Source organism: Microbacterium sp. APC 3901, assembly GCF_030407765.1.
Lineage (GTDB): Bacteria > Actinomycetota > Actinomycetes > Actinomycetales > Microbacteriaceae > Microbacterium.
Window position 1 is genome coordinate 164,245 of record NZ_JASDCU010000009.1, and the last position, 19,508, is coordinate 183,752.

General features: G+C 68.6%; 11 protein-coding genes. 8 read left to right on the forward strand and 3 right to left on the reverse strand.

The features are described from left to right. Positions 1 to 25: 25 nt before the first annotated feature. Positions 26 to 3,259: an ATP-dependent DNA helicase gene (locus QMA07_RS10445; protein WP_290161580.1), complete on the forward strand. Its 3,234-nt coding sequence runs from the start codon at positions 26 to 28 to the stop codon at positions 3,257 to 3,259. Further along, positions 3,223 to 6,705, forward strand: coding sequence for an ATP-dependent DNA helicase (locus QMA07_RS10450; RefSeq protein WP_290161582.1), 3,483 nt, complete (start codon positions 3,223 to 3,225; stop codon positions 6,703 to 6,705). The genes QMA07_RS10445 and QMA07_RS10450 overlap by 37 nt, the downstream gene beginning before the upstream one ends. Here QMA07_RS10450 and QMA07_RS10455 read toward each other — a convergent pair. After that, the gene (locus QMA07_RS10455) at positions 6,651 to 7,982 is read right to left on the reverse strand and encodes a phosphotransferase (RefSeq protein WP_290161585.1); all 1,332 of its coding nucleotides are present in this window, start codon (positions 7,980 to 7,982) and stop codon (positions 6,651 to 6,653) included. The genes QMA07_RS10450 and QMA07_RS10455 overlap by 55 nt on opposite strands. Positions 7,983 to 8,046: 64 nt before the next feature. Between QMA07_RS10455 and nudC the strand changes: the two genes are divergently transcribed. Together nudC and QMA07_RS10465 are read left to right on the forward strand one after the other, a co-directional pair. Beyond that, positions 8,047 to 8,946, forward strand: a complete 900-nt coding sequence (nudC, locus tag QMA07_RS10460; RefSeq protein ID WP_290161586.1) for an NAD(+) diphosphatase — start codon at positions 8,047 to 8,049, stop codon at positions 8,944 to 8,946. After that, complete coding sequence (locus tag QMA07_RS10465) at positions 8,925 to 10,664, forward strand: ATP-dependent helicase (RefSeq protein ID WP_290161588.1); 1,740 nt, start codon at positions 8,925 to 8,927, stop codon at positions 10,662 to 10,664. Before nudC ends, QMA07_RS10465 begins: the two co-directional genes overlap by 22 nt. 777 nt (positions 10,665 to 11,441) lie before the next feature. On the opposite strand, the gene QMA07_RS10470 is transcribed toward QMA07_RS10465, so the two are convergent. Further along, positions 11,442 to 12,848, reverse strand: coding sequence for a zinc-dependent metalloprotease (locus QMA07_RS10470; RefSeq protein ID WP_290161590.1), 1,407 nt, complete (start codon positions 12,846 to 12,848; stop codon positions 11,442 to 11,444). Between the two features lie 117 nt (positions 12,849 to 12,965). Between QMA07_RS10470 and QMA07_RS10475 the strand changes: the two genes are divergently transcribed. Both QMA07_RS10475 and QMA07_RS10480 read left to right on the forward strand, forming a co-directional pair. After that, positions 12,966 to 14,060, forward strand: a complete 1,095-nt coding sequence (locus QMA07_RS10475) for a PDZ domain-containing protein (RefSeq protein ID WP_290161592.1) — start codon at positions 12,966 to 12,968, stop codon at positions 14,058 to 14,060. Positions 14,061 to 14,106: 46 nt separating this feature from the next. Further along, entirely contained in the window at positions 14,107 to 17,004 is a 2,898-nt protein-coding gene (locus QMA07_RS10480; RefSeq protein WP_290161593.1) for a UPF0182 family protein, read from the forward strand. A gap of 103 nt (positions 17,005 to 17,107) precedes the next feature. Here QMA07_RS10480 and QMA07_RS10485 read toward each other — a convergent pair whose 3' ends face one another. Then, the gene (locus QMA07_RS10485; protein WP_290161595.1) at positions 17,108 to 17,722 is read right to left on the reverse strand and encodes a hypothetical protein; all 615 of its coding nucleotides are present in this window, start codon (positions 17,720 to 17,722) and stop codon (positions 17,108 to 17,110) included. Between the two features lie 198 nt (positions 17,723 to 17,920). Between QMA07_RS10485 and QMA07_RS10490 the strand changes: the two genes are divergently transcribed. Together QMA07_RS10490 and QMA07_RS10495 are read left to right on the forward strand one after the other, a co-directional pair. After that, positions 17,921 to 19,240, forward strand: coding sequence for a hypothetical protein (locus tag QMA07_RS10490; RefSeq protein WP_290161597.1), 1,320 nt, complete (start codon positions 17,921 to 17,923; stop codon positions 19,238 to 19,240). Positions 19,241 to 19,244: 4 nt separating this feature from the next. Next, the coding region (locus QMA07_RS10495; protein ID WP_290161599.1) for a hypothetical protein at positions 19,245 to 19,508 on the forward strand (264 nt) is incomplete at its 3' end.

Sequence of the window (19,508 nt, forward strand, 5' to 3'; positions counted from 1 at the left end):
CGTGCGCCGCAGTAGCGTGGAGGACATGACAGAGGACGCCGCGCAGAACGCCGTGATCGGCGCAGACGTGTCGGCATCCGGCGTCATCATCGGGGCGCCGGGAACCGGCAAGACCCACACGCTCACCGAGCGCGTCGTGCATCTGCTCGACACCGTCGGGATGCGTCCGGAGCAGCTGCTCGTCCTCACGCCGAGCAGGCAGGCGGCCACCGCGCTGCGCGACCGCATCGGCGTCAGGATCGGTCAGGCCACTCCGGGCCCGTTGGCGAGGTCTCTCGGGTCGTTCGCCTTCCAGGTCGTCCGCGGAGCGATGGTGCGGGCAGGAGCAGAGCCGCCGGCCCTCCTGACCGGGGCAGACCAGGACCGCCTGATCGCCGAGCTGCTCGCGGGCGATGCGGAGGACGAGCGCATCGAGTGGCCGCAGGCGCTGAGCCCCGCGGTCCGCTCATCGAAGGGCTTCCGTTCCGAGCTCCGTGCGTTCCTCGCCGAGTGCGTCGAGCTCGGTGCACAGCCCGAGGAGCTGCGGGCAGCCGACGATCCCGCGTGGTCGGCCGTCGCCGACTTCCTGGTCGAGTACCGCGCGGTGCTCGATCTGGCGCGGGCATCCCACCGAGACGCCGCAGATCTGCTCGCCGAGGCGCGCACGATCCTCCAGACGGCGGAGTCGGCCGTGCTGGGCCCCCTCGCCGACCTCAGAGTCGTGCTCATCGACGACGCGCAGGAGCTCACACGCGGCGGGATCGCGGTGGTCGAGGCGCTGCGTGCACGAGGCACGGCGGTACTCGCGTTCGGCGATCCCGACATCTCCTCCGGAGCGTTCCGCGGAGCGAGCCCGGAGCTGTTCGCTCAGCTCGCGGCCGCGCTCGGCGAGGTGCACGTCCTCGACGCGCCCCACCGGCAGGCGCCGGCTCTCACAGCGTTGACCCGCACCGTCACGCAGGCGATCGGTGCATCCGGTCGAGTCGACCACCGGCGTGCCCCCGAACCGCCCGAGGCACGGGCGCCAGGAAGCCCGACCGATGTCAGCACCTTCGTCGCGCCGTCGCCGCACGAAGAACTCGACCGCATCGCCGGCGTCATGCGCGAATGGCATCTCACCGACGATGTTCCGTGGGACCGGATCGCGGTGATCGCGCACGACACCCGCCAGGTGACGCAGCTCGAGTCCGAGCTCGCGGCGCGCGAGATCCCGACGAGGGCGGCGGGTGTGCAGCGCCCCCTCGGCTCCGAGCAGATCGTGCGCGACATCGTCGGCATCGTGCGCCTGGCCCTCACCCCACCCGATGCGCGGACCTCACAGGACTGGGAGGAGGCGCTCCGCACTCCTTTCGGCGGTATGGACGCGATCGGTCTGCGGCGCCTTCGCGCACGTCTGCGCCATATCGAGCTCGACCTCGGGGGCTCCACGCCGGCTCGCGAACTGCTGCGTCAGGCACTGGCATCGCCTGACCATTTCACTCTCATCGACGCGCAGGAGTCCCGCCTGGCCGCGCGCTTCGCAACGACCGTCGCCGAGGTGGCGGCCGCGGCGGCCGCCGGCGAGACGATCCATGATCTCCTGTGGAGGGTCTGGGATCAGTCCAGGGCAGTCGACGGACGCAAGCTCCAGGTCGCGTGGCGTGAGATGTCGCTGCAGCCCAGCGGTGCGGAGACCGCGAGAGCCCTCGACGCTCTCGTCTCGTTGTTCGGTGCGGCGAAGCGGTTCGTCGAACGCACGCCGAACGAGAAGCCGGAGGTGTTCGTACGCGACATCCTCGACAGCGAGGTGCCTGAAGACTCCCTCTCGAGTCCCGACCGGCCGGGCCGGGTGACCCTGCTCACGCCGGCGACCGCGCTCGGCACCGAGTTCGACGCCGTCGTGGTGGCCGGAGTGCAGGACGGCATCTGGCCGAACGTGCGACTGCGCGGTGGGATGCTGCAGTCCTGGCGTCTCGCCGATGCGCTGCTCGCGGCCCGCGCCGGAACCGCAGAGAACGCGCCAGAGACGCTCGACCGCCGCCGCGCGGCCCTTCACGATGAGCTGCGTCTCTTCGTGCGCGCGATCTCCCGCTCTCGTCGCAGGCTCCTGATCACCGCGGTGGACGACGACGACCTGACGCCCAGCCCGTTCTTCGGGTTCCTCCCACCTCCCGATCCACCAGAGCTGCATGCCTCGGCGGAGCATCCGCTCACGCTGCGGGGGCTCGTCGCTCGGCATCGCCGAGTGCTGACGACCTCGACCTCGCCTGCCGCGCGAGACCACGCGTCTGCCCAGCTGGCGGTGCTCGCGAGAGAGGGCGTGCCGGGGGCCGACCCATCCGAGTGGTACGGCGTGACTCCGCCGACGACCGACGCCCCGCTGCACGACCTCGCGGTCGACGCAGCTCGGGTGTCACCGTCGCGCATGGAGTCCTTCGAGGAATGCGAGCTGAACTGGGCGGTCTCCGCGCTCGGGGGCGACACCGTCATGCCTCCGTCGGCGGGGATCGGCACGATCATCCACGAAGCGATGGAGCAGGTGCCTGAGGGAGAGCTGGATCGCCTGCGCGATGTTCTCGCCGAGCACTGGCCCGAGCTCGATTTCGAGACGGCCTGGATCGGCAGGAAGGAGCGCCGTCGGGCCGACCTGTACATCGATCGACTGCACAGCTATCTCTCGGACGTCACCGAGGAAGGCGGTCGCGTGATAGCCGGCGAGGTCGAGTTCCGGTTCGCGGTCGAGGTCCCCGAGGAGATCGGCGCTCCACCGAGCGTCCGAGCGGCGAGCACGGAGCCGGACGCCCACCCTCACCACGCGATAGTTCACGGTTTCATCGACAGGGTCGAGGCGTACACCGCCGGGGGCGGAGAGCACGCGAAGGCCCGAGGGCAGAGATGGACACGGATGGCCGATGCGCAGGGAGGCGAGCGCGTCGTGGTCGTCGATCTGAAGACGGGCAAGTACGAGCCGGAGAGCGAGCAGAAGGTCGCGGACCACGCGCAGCTCGCGGCATACCAGGTGGCTGTGCAGGAGGGGCTCATCGCCGGAGCGCATCCGGCGGCGCTGGCCGGTGCCCGGCTCGTGCTGGTCGCCAAGACCCTGGCCGGGAGCGACTTCCGCGTCGCACACCAGCACACTCTCGCGGGCGAAGAGCGGGTGCAGTTCCTCGGGCGCATCGCCGAGGCTGCTCGGGGCATGTCGGCGTCGAGCTTCACCGCGCACGTCGAGGCGCACTGCGCAGACACGCAGTGGCGGGTCCAGCCGTGCCGCATACACACCGTCGCGGCGGTGAGCGCGTGACGGCGTGGGCGGGAGCGGGGTATGGGATCTCCGCACTGGACGTCGCCGCCGCGCTCGACCTTCCTGCGCCCACCGAGGCACAGCAGCGGGTGATCGAGTCGCCACCCGCTCCGGCGCTGGTGGTCGCCGGAGCGGGCAGTGGCAAGACCGAGACGATGGCCGGTCGCGTCGTCTGGCTTGTGGCGAACGGGCACGTGCGTCGCGATCAGATTCTCGGGCTGACCTTCACGCGCAAGGCCGCGGGTGAGCTCGCGGAGCGGATCGGGATCCGGCTGTCGCTCATCGACGAATACGGGAGAAGGGGTCTGCTGCCGCACCTGCCCGAGATCGTCGCGAGCCACGCGCTCGACCGGGTGTCGAAGGCCGCGAACGGTCGTCAGCGCGACGTCGTCAGATCGCAGGTGCTCGACGAACTCGCCGAGCGCTTCGGCACGGCAGGCGGTTCGGTCCCGCTTTCGGCCGAAGATCTGCTAATCCGCCCGAAGGTGTCGACGTACAACGCGTTCGCGGACGGTATCGTGCGCGAACACGCGGCGCGCATCGGCCGCGAATCCGATGCCGCCATGCTCAGCCAGGCGGCGTCCTGGATGCTGGTGCGCGATGTCGTGCTGCGGGCAGACCTTCCAGCGCTGGAGGAGATAGACCGATCGGTGGCGGGGGTGGTCGACGCGGTGCAGCGACTCGCCGGCGACTCTCTCGACCACAGGGTCGACCTCGACCGCGCGGATCGGATCGCACTGCGTCAGGCCGAGGCGTTCGAGCCGTACCTGAGCAATGCGGAGATCGCGACCGCCGTGGCGAACCTGCGCGCCCTTCCCGCCCTGTCGGTTCTGGTGCGTGACTACATCGCCGAGAAGGAGCGACGCGGTGTGCTGGACTTCGCCGACCAGGTCAGCGGTGCCTACGACATCGTGGAGACGGCGCCCGATGTGCGCGACGACCTGCGAGAGCAGCATCAGGTCGTGCTGCTCGATGAGTACCAGGACACCTCTGTGATCCAGACACAGTTCCTCGCGAGGCTCTTCCGCGACTCCGCCGTGATGGCGGTGGGGGATCCCCACCAGTCGATCTACGGATGGCGAGGTGCGAGCGCAGACAACCTGCACGCCTTCGCACGGACATTCTCCGAGCATGAGACGGTCGGGAACTACAGCCTGATGACGAGCTGGCGCAACGACCGGAGCATCCTCGGCGTGGCCAACCGCATCCTCGGACCTCTGCGCAGACCGGGATTGGACGTGCCACCCCTCGAGGCTCGTCCGGGTGCGGGCGCCGGGTCGGTCGAGGTGAGCTTCCCGCTCACGGTCGACGAGGAGGCGCGCGCGGTCGCCGAGTGGTTCGCTGCGCGTCGTGCGGCACACGACGACCCCGCGAAGCCGCACACCGGCGCGGTGCTGTTCAGATCGAAGCGTCACATGCAGACTTTCGCGGCGGCCTTGGCCGCGCAGGGCATCCCTCACCGGATCCTCGGTCTCGGCGGCCTCCTTGCCACGCCCGAGGTGGTCGATGTCGTCTCGACACTGCGGGTACTGCACGATCCCACTGCCGGCTCTGCGCTGATCCGCCTCCTCGTCGGCCCTCGATTCTCGGTCGGGGTCGCCGATATGGCCGCCCTGCAGGAGCTCGCAGCGGAGCTCTCCCGGCGGGACAGCGGGCTGCTGCCGCTGGACGACGAGCTCCGAAAGCGCATCCGCGCGTCGCGCGGAGCTGACGAGGCGTTGTCGATCATCGACGCCGTCGATGTGCTCCGCGGCCTCAGTGACGATTACCGCCTTCTGTCGGGCATCACGCCGGAGGGGCGTTCACGCATACGCGCAGCGGGGGAGATGCTCGAGCGTCTCCGTCGATCCTCGTCCCTGCCACTTCCCGACCTGCTGAGGCTCATCGAGCTCGAGTTGCGTCTGGACATCGAGCTCGCTGCGAACGAGACACGGGGGCCGGCCCGCATCGCCGCCACGCAGCTGCGCGCGTTCACCGACGAGGTCCGCTCGTTCCTCGCCGCTGACGAGCGGGGGACCATCTCGAGTCTCCTCGCCTGGCTCGAGAAGGCCGAGAGCACAGACGAGCTGGTGCCGCGACCGGAGCCGCCTGAGCCGGGAGTCGTTCAGCTTCTGACCATTCACGGTTCCAAGGGCCTGGAATGGGATGCGGTCGCCGTCGTGCGGATGGTCGAGGGCGAATTGCCGTCGCGACCGACGGACACCTCCGGCTGGTTCGGCTTCGGCGTGCTGCCGTTCGCCCTGCGAGGCGACAGTGCGGCGCTGCCGACGTTCAGCTGGATTCCCCCCTCTGGGGAGGAGCTCGATCCGGCCAAGCGCCTGAAGGCCGGGGTCGCGTCGCTGACGAGCAGGAGCAAGACGGCGCCAGGTGCGATCACCGTGTTCAAGGACGCGTATCGCGAGTACCAGCAGGAAGAGGAGCGCCGACTCGCCTACGTCGCCGTCACCAGAGCACGCAGCCACCTGCTCCTGACCGGAGCGCACTGGGCGGGGCAGAAGCAGCCGAAGGCGCCGAGCCCCTACTTGATCGAGGCGATCGAGGTGCTCGGGCGAGAGCAGATCCAGCCGGTGGACCCCGACGAGAACCCCTACGACGGTCCTGGCGCCACGCTCGCCTGGCCGCTCGACCCACTCGGTGCCCGGCGGGGCGTCGTCGAGTCCGCGGCCGCGGCGGTGCGTGCCGCCGCCGCAAGCGACCCGGAGGCCTCCCCGGACCTGGTGCGTCTGCTCGCGGAGCGTGCGGCCCGGCTGCGCGGCGTCGATGCGCCGCCGCCGACCCGCGTGCCCGCCTCCCGCTTCAAGGACTACGTCACCGACTTCCGCGGCACGGTGTCCTCCCTCGTCCGCCCGATGCCGGAGCGGCCCTATCGACAGACTCGCCTGGGCACGCTGTTCCATGCGTGGGTCGAGCGGCGCAGCGAGATCGTCGGCGTCGGTCAGCGTGTCGACGAGGCACTCTGGGAGGTGGACGAAGACGACCCCTCCTTCGGCGAGTCCGTCGGCGGAGCGGAGGTCTCATCTGCCGATGCCGCCGATCTGTCGACGCTTCAGGAGATCTTCGAGGCCAGCCAATGGGGATCCCTCAAGCCCATCGCGGTCGAGATCGAGATCGACTTCGCACTGGGCGGCGGGGCGTTGCCGGGCGATGACGGCCATATCGTCATCTGCAAGCTCGATGCTGTCTACCGTCGCGAGGATCGGGGTGGGCGTATCGAGATCGTCGACTGGAAGACGGGCAAGGCTCCGCGCACTCCGCAGGAGCGAGAGGAGCGGATGCTGCAGCTCGCGCTGTATCGCCTCGCGTACCATCGCCGATTCGGCGTGCCGCTCGATGAGATCGACGTCGCGCTCTACTACGTCGCGGACGACCTCGTCATCCGCGGTGATCGGGTCTACTCCGAGTCGGAGCTCTTCCAGCGCTGGAGAGCCGCTCGCGCGGCTCGCTGAGCTTCATCCTCGGGCGAACCCTCGTCAGAGCCATCCGCCGTCTCGGGCGCGCGGACGTGCCGGGCGTCGTCGGTGGCGCTCCGCTTCGCACCGAGGTCTTCCGAGACCTGATCGCGCACTCCTGACAGGTCCTCGGTCTCGAGGCCGCCCACCTGAAGTCGACGCGCGGCATTCGCTGTGTCGCTGAGGTCGCTCGTGCTCTGGGCATCGCCGTCATCGTGCCAGAGGTCGTTCGGGTTGTACGCGTCGGTCTGCATCGATGTGTCGACACCCGATACTGCGCTCGCCGGAACCCTGTCGAGCGCATCCAGAGCAGATTCGACACCCTCGGTGCGCGACGCGATCACACCGAGGTCGTCGCTGTGCAGTCCCTCGGCGAGCGCCTCGAGAAGAGCGGCGGCATCGTCCACGATGTCGGGTCGGTGCAGCGAGTCTCCATGCACCAGCCAGCGGGCGAACTCGAGCTCGGCGAGCAGCCGAGCACGCACCTCGAGTGCGGCGTCCGGGCCGCGATCGGCGGCGCGAGCATACGAGGCGTGCACGTCTTCTGCCGCGTCGGGTGCGGTCGACAGCCATGACAGATCGATCGCCGGGTCGCCCACGGCCAGCGAATGCCATCCGATGAGTCCGGTGACCTCGGGGCCGAGCTCCGCGTCGTCGCGGAAGATGAACGACGTGGACTGCACTCCACCCAGCACGACGGTCGATTCGAAACGCCAGAGGTCGTCGTCGGCGATGGCGTCGCGCCACCTCACCGTGAGTCGAGCGGGGACGCGCCCGGTCGAGGCCGCGGCGTCGACCAGTCGAGCGAGTTCGTCGCGGCTCTCCTGCGCCGACCGAGTGGTCAGCCCGGCGCCTCGCACGACCGACGTGGGAAGCGCGTGCACGGCGGCGATCGCCGCGCCCATCGACTCAGCGGCGCCTCGCCCTGCGGGCACCATCGCCGCTTCGATCTGGAATCCGGGCAGCAGCTCGGTCACGAGTGCGTGTGCGTCCGCGAGGCGGGTCTCCCCGATGTACTCGGGAGCTCTGAAAGGCAGCATCGCCCGTGCCCCGGCCGTCAGCGCCCTCAGTGCGAGGGCCTCGGCGGCGAGCTCTCGCGAGGTCTCATCGTCGTCCGCCACGCGGATCGCGAGCTCGCGTCCGTCCGCGAGGGTGGCGACGGCGGAGTCGAAGCGGCCGTCGCCGTCGGCGCTGAGCGCGCGCGCCCCGGTCACCTCGGCGCCAGGCAGTGCGGCAGTCACCGCCGCGGCTAGAGTGAATGGAGAGCGTCCCATGCCTCCAGGGTAGGTGGACGAGGGGGCGGTCCCGCTTCCGCCACGCCCGTGAGAGAGGGAGCCGATGATCGCCGACAGCAGCAGTTCCCTCGACCGTGCCGCGGATCTGCGCGTCGAGCCTGGGATCCTCGATCGGCTCCGTGCGGAGGAGACGACGAGGGTGATCGCCGTCCGCGACGGCCGGGTGCGCATCTCCGGCGCCGAGCTCGATCCGGCCGCACTGCTGCGGGTTCCCGCCGCGGAGATCGGTGAGGCGACCTGGGCGCTTCTCGGCCGCGACGCTGACGGAACCGCCGTGCTTCTCGCCGTTCTGCCGCCCGAGGACGACACTGTGGACACCACTCCTGATGAGGTCTGGCTGGGTCTCCGCGACCTGGGAGCGCGCCTCAGCCCTGGCGACACCGAGCTGCTCATCGAGGCCCTTGCGCTCGGCGGATGGCTGCGCGACGCGCCGTTCTGCCCGCGCTGCGGGGGAGGGACGGAGGTGCGTCAGGCCGGGTGGTCGCGCCGGTGCCTCGTGTGCGGGCGCGAGCACTTCCCACGCACGGATCCCGCGGTGATCGTCGCAGTCGAGAGTTCGGACGGCGAACGACTCCTGCTCGGCGCGAACGCGAACTGGGGAGGGCGGATGTACTCCTGCTTCGCCGGGTTCACCGAGGCCGGGGAGTCCCTCGAGTCGACGGTGCACCGGGAGCTCGAGGAGGAATCGGGCGTCCGCCTGGCCTCGTTGCGCTACGTCTCGTCTCAGCCCTGGCCCTTCCCGCGCTCGCTCATGCTCGGGTTCCGAGCGGTGGCTCTGGACGACCACGTGCTGCGCCCCGACGGCGACGAGATCATCGACGTGCGCTGGTTCACCCGCGATGAGATCGGGTCCGCCCTCGCCGGTGATGGGCCCGTCGGCCTGCCTGGGCCCGCATCGATCGCGCGTGCACTCATCCTCGAATGGTTCGAGGAGCGCGCGTGAGCGCGCTCGAAGCCCTCGACGATCGACAGCGGGAGGCGGCATCCGTTCTGCGCGGTCCCGTCGCCGTGCTGGCCGGCGCGGGAACGGGCAAGACCCGTGTGATCACGCACAGGATCGCCCATGGTGTCGACACAGGCGCGTACTCGCCGTCGCGGGTGATGGCGGTGACCTTCACCGCGAAGGCGGCGGGGGAGCTCAGGGGACGCCTGCGCGCCCTCGGCGTCGAGGGCGTGGCCGCACGCACGTTCCATGCCGCCGCGCTCGCCCAGCTCAACTTCTTCTGGCCGACGTTGGCCGGCTCGCCCGCTCCGTCGATCATCGACAACAAGGTGAGGCTGCTCGGCCAGGCCGCCGACTCGATGCGTCTGCGCCCGAGCACCGCGACTCTCCGTGACATCGCCTCGGAGATCGAATGGCGCAAGGTGTCGATGCTCTCGATCGAACAGCATTCGCTGCTCGGCCGGACGATGAGCGGAATCGACTCCGCGCAGTTCGTCGAACTGCAGCAGCGCTACGAGGCGCTGAAGGACGAGCGGCGTCAACTCGACTTCGAGGACGTGCTGCTGGCATGCGCCGGCATGCTCGAGGCGGAGCCGCGCGTCGCCGCCTCGGTGCACGAGCAGTATCGGCACTTCACGGTCGACGAGTATCAGGACGTCTCTCCGCTGCAGAACCGACTGCTCGAACTCTGGCTGGGAGACCGCAAGGACATCTGCGTCGTCGGCGATGCGAGCCAGACCATCTACTCGTTCGCCGGCGCGGAACAGCGTTTTCTGCTCGAGTTCGAGCGGCGGCATCCGGATGCCACGGTGGTGCGACTCGAGACCAACTACCGCTCGCAGGCGCCGATCCTCGAAGCGGCGAATGCCCTCATGAAGGGTCGGCCGGGTGCGCTCGAGCTCATCCCCGCGAGGGAGACGTTCAACGCGGAATCGCCCACGGTCACGGCGTACGACTCCGAGCGCGACGAGGCAGAGGGGATCGCCGCCGCCGTGGCTGCGCGAATCGAATCCGGAGCTTCCCCCTCGGAGATCGCGGTGCTCTATCGCGCCCATGCGCAATCCGCCGTGCTGCAGCAGGCGCTCGCCGCAGAAGGCATCCCGACATCGGTGCTGGGTGGAACACGGTTCTTCGCGATGCCGGAGGTGCGTCAGGCGATCCTGGCGTTGAGGGCCGCCGCAGTCGCTCCGACGGAGCAGGGGTTCCTCCCCGGCGTTCAGCGCGTACTCCGCGAGCTGGGGCTCTCGGACGAGCCGCCCGCGGCCGGTGGTGCGCAGCGCGACGGCTGGGAGGCTCGGCGCGCGATCCTCCGCCTTGCGGAGGATGCCGGGCCGGACGAGAACCTGCGCACCTTCAGCGATGCGCTCATGGCTCGAGCCAAAGACCAGCACGAACCCACGATGCGCACCGTGACGCTGTCGACCCTGCACGCCGCCAAGGGGCTCGAATGGCCGCATGTCCACCTCGCCGGCTGGGCGGAGGGGGCCCTTCCGATCTCTTACGCCACCGGCTTCGAGGCGATCGACGAAGAACGCCGTCTCGCCTACGTCGGCGTCACGCGGGCCGCGCGTACTCTCTCGCTGTCCTGGTCGCGCTCAGCGGGGCGAGGGGAGCGGGCGCCGTCGCGGTTCCTGGCAGAGATGGGAACGACTGCTCGCGGCACCGGCATTCTTCGTGAAATGTCACCGAGTGCCACTCGCGCCGCCCATCGCCGCTGACTACGACGAACGAGCCCGCCGACGAGGTCTCCGCGAGGAGCCGGGCGACGAGCCTCGCCGCGTCCGCGATCCGCGCGGCGCTGATCGGACCTGACGCTCGCCCGATGAGCTGAGCGTGCATACGCGGCCAGGCGTCGTCGCGCTCGCGTTCATGCTCGTCCCGGCAGGTGAGACAGGGGGATTCCCCCGGCACGACCAGGGGGCCGACAGTGGTCCGCCCTCGCTCGAGCGCCACAGGGAGATGGGAGGTGTCGTCGCGAAGATAGCGGGCGAAGTGCAACGCGGCGGCTGCCCCCTCGATCAGCACGATCCCGATGTCGGCGGGGTTCTCACGTGCTCCGGCGGCGATGCCCTCATCGAGGAGCGCTTCGCGCATCCGGTACTCGCAGCGCGCGTCGGCGACGTCGATGCTCTCCACCCACGCGGCCCTCGGCGCCGGGGCATCGTCGACGAGCAGCGGTTCGAGTCGTGAGAGGAGCATCCGTGCCTCCGCTCGCGGCGCACCGGCTGCGTGCGCGACCACATCGAAGGCCGTGCGCCGGAACCCGGCGGCCATCCGACCGATCAGACGCTCGACCCAGGGCTCGGACGCCGCGATGCGCAGTGTGCCCTCGATGCCGATCTGCAGGGTCTCACCGTCTCGCCAGAGCAGCGGAACGGCGGGATCCAGGCGGGTGATGGTCTTGGGTGTCAGAGGAGACATCCCTCGATTCTGCGGAATGCCGAGCTCCCGATGGGGGAGTCTCGGGCATCCGTGGAAAAGTCAGTGCATCCCGCTCACACGGGGCGGTCGCCTCCCGGGCCGTCGCTGCCGTCGGAGTCCTGCTCGCCCTCCGATCTCTCGGGCTGCTCACCGGAGAAGTCGTCGCCGTCGAGCAGACGCGCCAGTGCCTCGTCGAATTCATCTGCGACAGGCTGCTCACCACGCGCGCTCGCCTGGAGCCGTGCGACAAGGGCAGACGGGTCGTCGATGTCCTCCGACGTGGGCATGAGGTCGGGGTAGTCCCACAGGGCGTCGCGCCCTGCGATGCCCACGGCGTCGGTCACGGCCTGCCACATCGCCGACGCCTCGCGCAGTCGACGAGGCCGCAGCTTGAGGCCCACGAGGGCGCCGAGAGCATCTTCAGCGGGTCCGCCCACCGCGCGGCGGCGGCGGGCCGCCTCGGCGATCCGAGAACCGTCAGGCAGCCGAGAGGTGGCCTGCGCCGTCACGACGTCGACCCAGCCGTCGATCGTCGCCACGAGATTCTCGAGACGAGCGAGTGCCTCGCGCTGCGCCTCCGTCTGCGTGGGCAGCAGAGCGCCGCCCTCGATCGCGGCGCGGAGCTCTTCGGGGTTCGACGGGTCGAGGCGGCTCGCGACGTCTTCGAGCGCATCCACATCGACCGTGACTCCACGGGCGAAATCGGTGATCTGCGCCATGACGTGCAGGTGCAGCCACTTCGAATGGCGATAGAGCCGTGCGTAGGCGAGCTCGCGGGTCGCCAGGTAGAGCGTGATCTGGTCTTCGGGGATCTCGAGACCTTCGCCGAACGCCGTCAGATTCTGCGGGATGACGGCCGCGGTTCCGGCCGGAAGCACGGGGATGCCGACATCTCCGCCAGACACCACCTCGAGCGCCAGGTTGCCGAGCACCTGCCCGAACTGGGCGGCGAACACCGAGCCGCCGAGACCGCGCATGAGCTTCCCGGCGCCTTGCACGACGTCGCGCATGTCCTCGGGCACCTGCGTGTCGAGGGCGCTGGTGAGCGCATCGGCGATGCTCGTCGACACGGGGTCGGCGATCTCCTTCCACACGGGCAGGGTCGCTTCGACCCATTCGCCGCGCGTCATCGCCTTGGGTGACTCGCCGAGCTCGGAGATCGTCGTCGCCTCACCGAGCCACAGATCGGCGAGTGCGAACGAGTCGACGAGCGAACTCCGCGAGCCGTCGGTGATGCCGAGACCGTCGCGGTTGGCGATGTGCAGGGCCTGACGCAGCGCGTTCTCCCAGGCATCACCGCCGAACGCGCCCTGCAGCTGCGCCATGATCGTCTGCATCATCGCCGGGTCGAACTGGATCCCATCCATGCCCGCGAAGGCGTTCTGCAGCGCCTCGGGGTCGATATCGCCGGCGCCCTGGCCGGACATCATTCGTCGGAGGAACTCCTGGAAGTCCTCGGGGGTCGGGTCGTTGTCTGACATGTCGCTCGCCTCTCAGCACGCCTAAAGCCGTGGCATCTACGCTAGTCACAGGATCGGCCGCGAGACCCCTGAGCGGGCAGATCGCTGTACGCCGCCCGCGAACGACGGAGGAACCCTGTGGATCGAACCCGGCCTGTGAAGCTCGGACTGGGAGTCTGGGCGCTGGTCGTCGCGCTGATCGCGCTCGTCGTGTTGACCTTCCTCCCGACGCCGTACGTCATCCAGCGTCCCGGCCCGGTCTACGACACCCTCGGCACTGCGGCCGGCGCGGACGGCGAGCAGGTCCCCCTCATCCAGGTCGAGGGCACCGAGACCTTCGAGACCGCCGGGTCGCTCGACCTCACGACGGTGCAGGTCGTCGGCAATCGCGAGCGCACGCCGAGCTGGTTCGAACTCGCTCTGGCCTGGACGGATTCCTCGCGAGCGGTGGTCCCGCTCGACTCGGTGTTCCCCGAGGGGGTCACGACCGAGCAGCGAGACGAGCGCAACGCCACGCTCATGGTCGACTCGCAGCACGAGGCGACCGCCGCGGCGCTCGGCGAGCTCGGGTACGACACCGGAGCCGAAGTCGTCGTGCAGGACGTCGTCGAGGATGCGCCCGCCGAGGGTGCTCTCGAAGCCGAAGATGTCATCACCGCCGTCGACGGCGCCGCGGTGACCTCGGCCAAGCAACTGCGTCAGGCGATCCAGGATGCAGCCGGCGCACCTGTCGAGCTCACGGTGCAGCGGGCCGGCGAAGAGCAGGTCGTGGAGGTGACCCCCGCGAAGCAGACCGACGGAGAAGTGACGACGTGGCTGATCGGCGTCACCCTGCGCACCGACTACGACTTCGAGATCGATGTGACGCTCCAGCTCGACAACGTCGGCGGCCCGAGCGCCGGGATGATGTTCGCGCTCGGCATCATCGACACCGTGACCGAGGGACAGCTCAACGGCGGAGAGAACGTCGCCGGTACCGGAACGATCGAAGCCGACGGCACCGTCGGGCCGATCGGCGGCATCCGGCAGAAGCTCTATGGCGCACGTGATGCCGGGGCGGACTACTTCCTCGCACCGTCGACGAACTGCGACGAGGTCGTGGGCCACGTGCCGGACGGCCTCACCGTGATCAGCACCTCGACGCTGGAGGAATCGCTCGCGGCGCTCGACGTGATCGCCGAGGGCGGCGACGTCGGATCGCTTCCGTCGTGCGACGTCGTGACCTCCCCGTGACAGGGATGACAGCCGCAGCACAGTAAGGCGTGCCTAGGATGGGGAGGTGACCTCGACTTCTGCACCGAACCCGGCCACTCCCCGAACCTCACGACGGATCTTCGGCATCTCGTTGGCGATCATCGCCGCACTGATCGCCGCCTTCTTCATCTTCGCGTCGCTCTACACCGAATACCTCTGGTTCGACCAGGTGGGCTTCGAGGGAGTTCTCACCACCCAATGGATCGCCACGGCGGTGATGTTCGTCGTCGGATTCCTCGGCATGGCAGTGCCGCTGTTCGTGGCCATTCAGCTCGCGTACCGCCTGCGCCCCGTCTACGTGCGGCTCAGCTCGCAGCTGGACAGGTACCAGGAGGTCATCGAGCCGCTCCGCCGCCTCGCGATGTGGGGCATGCCGATCTTCTTCGGCCTGTTCGCGGGCTTCTCCGCAGCCAGCCAGTGGAAGACCGTATGGCTGTGGGTGAACGGCGTCGCCACCGACACGGTCGATCCGCAGTTCGGCGTGGACACGGGCTTCTACATGTTCGCGATGCCCTTCTACTCGATCCTCCTGGCCTTCGTGTCGGCGGTCCTGCTGCTCACGCTCATCGTGACTGCCCTGGTGTCCTACCTCTACGGGTCCGTCCGGATCGGCCAGGGCGAGCTGCGCATCTCGAAGCCCGCTCGCATCCAGCTCGCGATCATCGCCGGCCTCTACCTGCTCGTGCAGGCGGCGAGCCTGTGGCTCGACCGCTACAAGACCCTCGTCGCTCAGGACGACCGCATCGTCGGCCCCGCCTACACCGGCGTCAACGCGACGATCCCCGGTCTCGCGATCCTCACGATCATCGCCGCGATCGTGGCCGTCCTCTTCTTCGTCACGGCCGTCATCGGTCGCTGGCGCTTCCCGCTCGCGGCGACCGCACTGCTCATCGTCGCCTCGCTCGTGGTGGGCGTCGGCTTCCCCTGGGCGGTGACCACATTCCAGGTGGCCCCGAACCAGAACGCCTACCAGGCCGAGTTCTACCAGCGGAACATCGACGGCACCAAGGAGGCGTACGGGGTCGCCGATCTCGAGACGACGCCGTTCGAGGCCGAGACCGACGCCGAGGCCGGTCAACTGCGCGAAGATGCTGAGACCACGGCATCCATCCGCATCGTCGACCCCGCCGTGATCAGCCCGGCTGTGCGCCAGCTCGAGCAGTACCGCGGGTACTACCAGTTCCAGCAGAATCTCGACGTCGACCGCTACGAGATCGACGGCGAGATGCAGGACACCGTGGTATCCGTGCGTGACCTCGACATGGAAGGCGTCGACGTCAGCAACTGGAACAACCGTGCCGCCGTGTACACCCACGGCTACGGACTGGTGGTCGCAGCGGGCAACCAGCGCACGAGCGACGGAGAGCCGGTCTTCCTCGAGCGAGGGATCCCGTCAGCGGGCTTCCTCACCGATCAGGAGGAGTTCGAGCCCCGCGTGTACTTCGGCGAGAACTCGCCCGAGTACTCGATCGTGGGCTCACCGGACGGCACCGACCCCGTCGAGATCGACTACCCGCGCGGCAAGGACGGCTCGAACGAGACCAAGACCACGTTCGAAGGCGACGGCGGACCGCAGATCGGCAACACCTTCACGAAGCTGCTCTACGCCCTGAAGTTCCAGTCGGAGCAGATCCTGTTCTCCAACCTGGTGAACGAGGAATCGCAGATCCTCTACGACCGCGATCCCAAGACGCGTGTGCAGAAGGTCGCGCCGTACCTCGAGCTCGACAGCGACCCGTACCCCAGCGTGGTCGACGGACGCGTCGTCTGGATCGTCGACGGCTACACGACGAGCGCGACCTACCCGTATTCGACGAATGTGAGTCTGTCGGAGGCGATCGCCGACTCGAACCTCCCGTCGCCGACGCTCGCGATCGACGACATCAACTACATCCGCAACTCGGTCAAGGCGACGGTCGACGCCTACGACGGCTCAGTGACGCTGTACGCGTGGGACGAAGAGGATCCCGTGCTGCAGACGTGGCAGAACATCTACCCGTCGACGCTGAAGCCCGTGAGCGACATGTCGGCTGATCTGATGAGCCACGTGCGGTACCCGACCGATCTTTTCAAGGTCCAGCGCGACATCCTCGGGATCTACCACATCGACACCGCTGGCTCGTTCGCACAGCAGGACAACCGTTGGCAGACGCCCAACGACCCGCGCAGCGACGCGGTACTGCAGCCGCCGTACTACCTGACGATGCAGATGCCGGGGCAGGACTCTCCGCGGTTCTCGATGTTCTCGACCTTCATCCCGTCGGCGACGGGGAGCGGCGGCAACCGCGACGTGCTGATGGGCTACCTCGCCGTGGACTCGGATGCAGGGTCGGAAGCGGGTGTGAAGGCCGAAGGCTACGGTCAGCTGCGGATGCTCGAGATCGACACCGATACGACGGTGCCCGGCCCTGGCCAGGTGCAGAACACCTACAACTCCGACACTGCCGTGGTGCCGCAGCTCAACCTGCTGCAGCAGGGAGAGTCCGAGGTGCTCTACGGCAACCTGCTGACGCTGCCCGTCGGCGGCGGTCTGCTCTACGTGCAGCCGGTCTACGTGCAGTCCTCTGAGGGCACGAAGCTTCCTCGTCTGCAGAAGGTCCTCGTGGCCTTCGGCGACAAGGTCGCGTTCGAAGACACGCTGACCGCGGCGCTGGACACGCTGTTCGGCGGCGACGCGGGTGCCGCCGGTGGAGACGACCAGGTCGAGCCGACCGAGCCGGACCCAGACACCGGTGAGGTCCCCGCCGAACCGACCGTGCCGACCGACGTCGAGGCGGAAGCCCTCGCGGCAGCACAGCAGGCGCTGACCGACCGCGAGGCCGCTCTCAAGGAAGGCGACCTGACCAAGTTCGCCGAGGCTGACAAGCGGCTCACCGATGCGGTGAACACGCTGCTCGGACTGGAAGAGACCGCGGGGGAGTAACCTTCCGCACCCACGGATGCCGTCCCTCGAGAGGGGCGGCATCCGTCGTTTCCGGCCGGCCCGTTCGCAGCCTCGGAGGACACCGCGGCGGTAGGCGGCTCGGTCAGTTCGCGTCGTAGCGGCACGTGACCGCGCCGGTGCCGCTCAGTTCGACGACCAACTCGCCGTTCCACAGGATCTGACAGCTCACGGTCGAGTCCGAGTCGTCGTCCGGAGCGGTGACGGCGATCTCGGCCGAATCTCCGGTCGTCGTGTACTGCTTCCAGCCGCTGGAGGCCCACTCCTCGTCGTATGACTGCGTGTCATCCGCAAACGAGACCATGAAGGTGGGGCCGCCCGTGGCGCGCACCTCGACCTGGTTGAGCCCGTTTCCGCCCAGTACGCCGAAGGCCATCACGACCACCAGAACGAGATCGATGACGAGTGCGATCGCTGCGACGATGACGGCCGCCGTTCCCGTGCGGGGCATGCCGGAGCGGTTGCCTCGAATGCCCAGGAAGAGAGCGGCGATCGCCAGACACGCAGCCGCTGCCGCGAGAGGGAGCAGAGCAGCGATCGGGAAGAAGAGCACGATCAATGCGGCAGCGAGCAGCAGTGCCAGGGCGCCGGTCCAGATGCCGATGAGCGCTCGCCGTGATGAGCCGGACGCGGACGTGTGAGGGCTCTTCGCGGCGCTGTCGGGCGTCTGCATCATGATGGACCTCCGGGTCGTTGTCATCGGCCGACCGTGCGGCGGTCGATGGTCGCGCCGTTCGGTTGGACAGTCTAGCCAGAGGCGCCACGTGTGAGCGATCGTCGTCCTGTCGCGAGCGAAGCGGCCGGGGATTCGATTAGTCTCTCGGAGAAGGTGCCCCGACGAGTCGAGAGAACGTTCGGCCGGCACCTCGTGGAATTCGAGACTGGAGGGGATCGAGATATGCCTGACTATTCGGAGCTGCCGGACATCATCGGCAAGATGAAGCGCGCTGCGATCGACTGTTTCATGGCGGATCAGGGCTTTCACCCGAACTGGGGTAATGACCAGATCTACGCGAAGTGGGGCTTCATGCTCAACTTCTACAATCGGCCGAATGCCGCAGGGGAGGGCGGCGGCGACGGAAACGGCGTGAACCACTCCGTCGCACCGGCGTTCGACGAGATCCGGGCCGCGATCGACTCGCGTGTCTCCAAGTGGCTGGACCTGCCTGACGGAGGCGACGCCTGCGAGGCTCCGGCGAGTGCGACCTCTGCGGCGGCGGCGATCCTCGGCACATCCGGCGCTGGCGCATCGGTGCAGAACACGGGCGCGATCGGGACCGCCAACGACTCGGTGCACGAGATGATGGCCAACAAGATCGAGGGCAGCTTCAAGCCCGCCTTCATCGACAAGTACTACATTCAGTTCAAGTCCGTCACTCATGGTCTGGGCGACGCATGCGTGATCCTTCAGCTCAACTACAGCGCGCAGGCCGCCATGTGGCCCGCCGCACAACAGGACGTGGTGTCGATCTGCGACAGCGCCCGCGCTGCCTGGGATCAGAAGGCGGGCAATGCGGCAGCCGCCAACGGCACGCTCGTACTGACGGTCGTCGGAGCAGTCGCGGGTGTCGTCTCGGCGGTGGTGACGGCCGGCACAGGGACAGTGGCCGCGGCGGCTGTGCTCGCAGGGATCGCGGGAGCGGTGAGCAGCGGGGTGCAGGGGATCGCCCGCGACGTCGTCATCTCCGGGAACACCTACCTCGACATCCTGAGCTCGCTCGATGAGGCGCTCGAGAAGCTCGATGAGGCGCTCGAGGCTCAGGAGAACAAGCTCAACGACGGGATGACCGAAGCCGCGAGCATCATCCGATCCGACAATGCGACCTACAATCTCGACGCATTCGCTCTCGGGCCGTATCCGACCGGCGACGGCAGCATGAGCATGGACAGGAGCAATGCGACCGTGGTGTCGAACAGCATGGGACGAATCGATACGGAGCTTGCCAGCGCGGCGGCGGCGCTCGGCAGTGCCCCGGCCGCGAACCCGACCCCGCGCAACGCCGGTGTCGGGCGCTCCTCGAACGGCACCCACTACGCAGCGAGTGATCTCTATGCGCTGACAGCGCGTTGCCTCGCACTCACCGTGGCCGAGTACGCCCGAGGTCACCAGCTGTTCGACGCGACGGTCGAGGACTACTTCTCGTCGGATGCGGCGGCTTCGCAGGAGGTTTCGCGCCTCCTCGCCGAAGAGATCCTCAGCGCGAACCTGGGGGTGTGAGCTGATGGAGAGCCGTCATCTCGGCCCGATCGCCCTCGACGGCGGACCCGGCGGTGGTGCCATGAACGGCTCGGTGCCGTTCGAAGGGAAGGATGTGCAGGCGCGCATAGAGATCGATTTCCCCGACCGCTTCGACGAGTCCGTGCTCAATGACGTCGACATGGTTCTCGACAACCTCGCGTTCCTCGATGAGATGGCACGCACCACCATCGCCGAGGGAGTGCGACGCGACAGCTCGCCCGCGGCGGGCGTCTTCCGCACCTGGGAA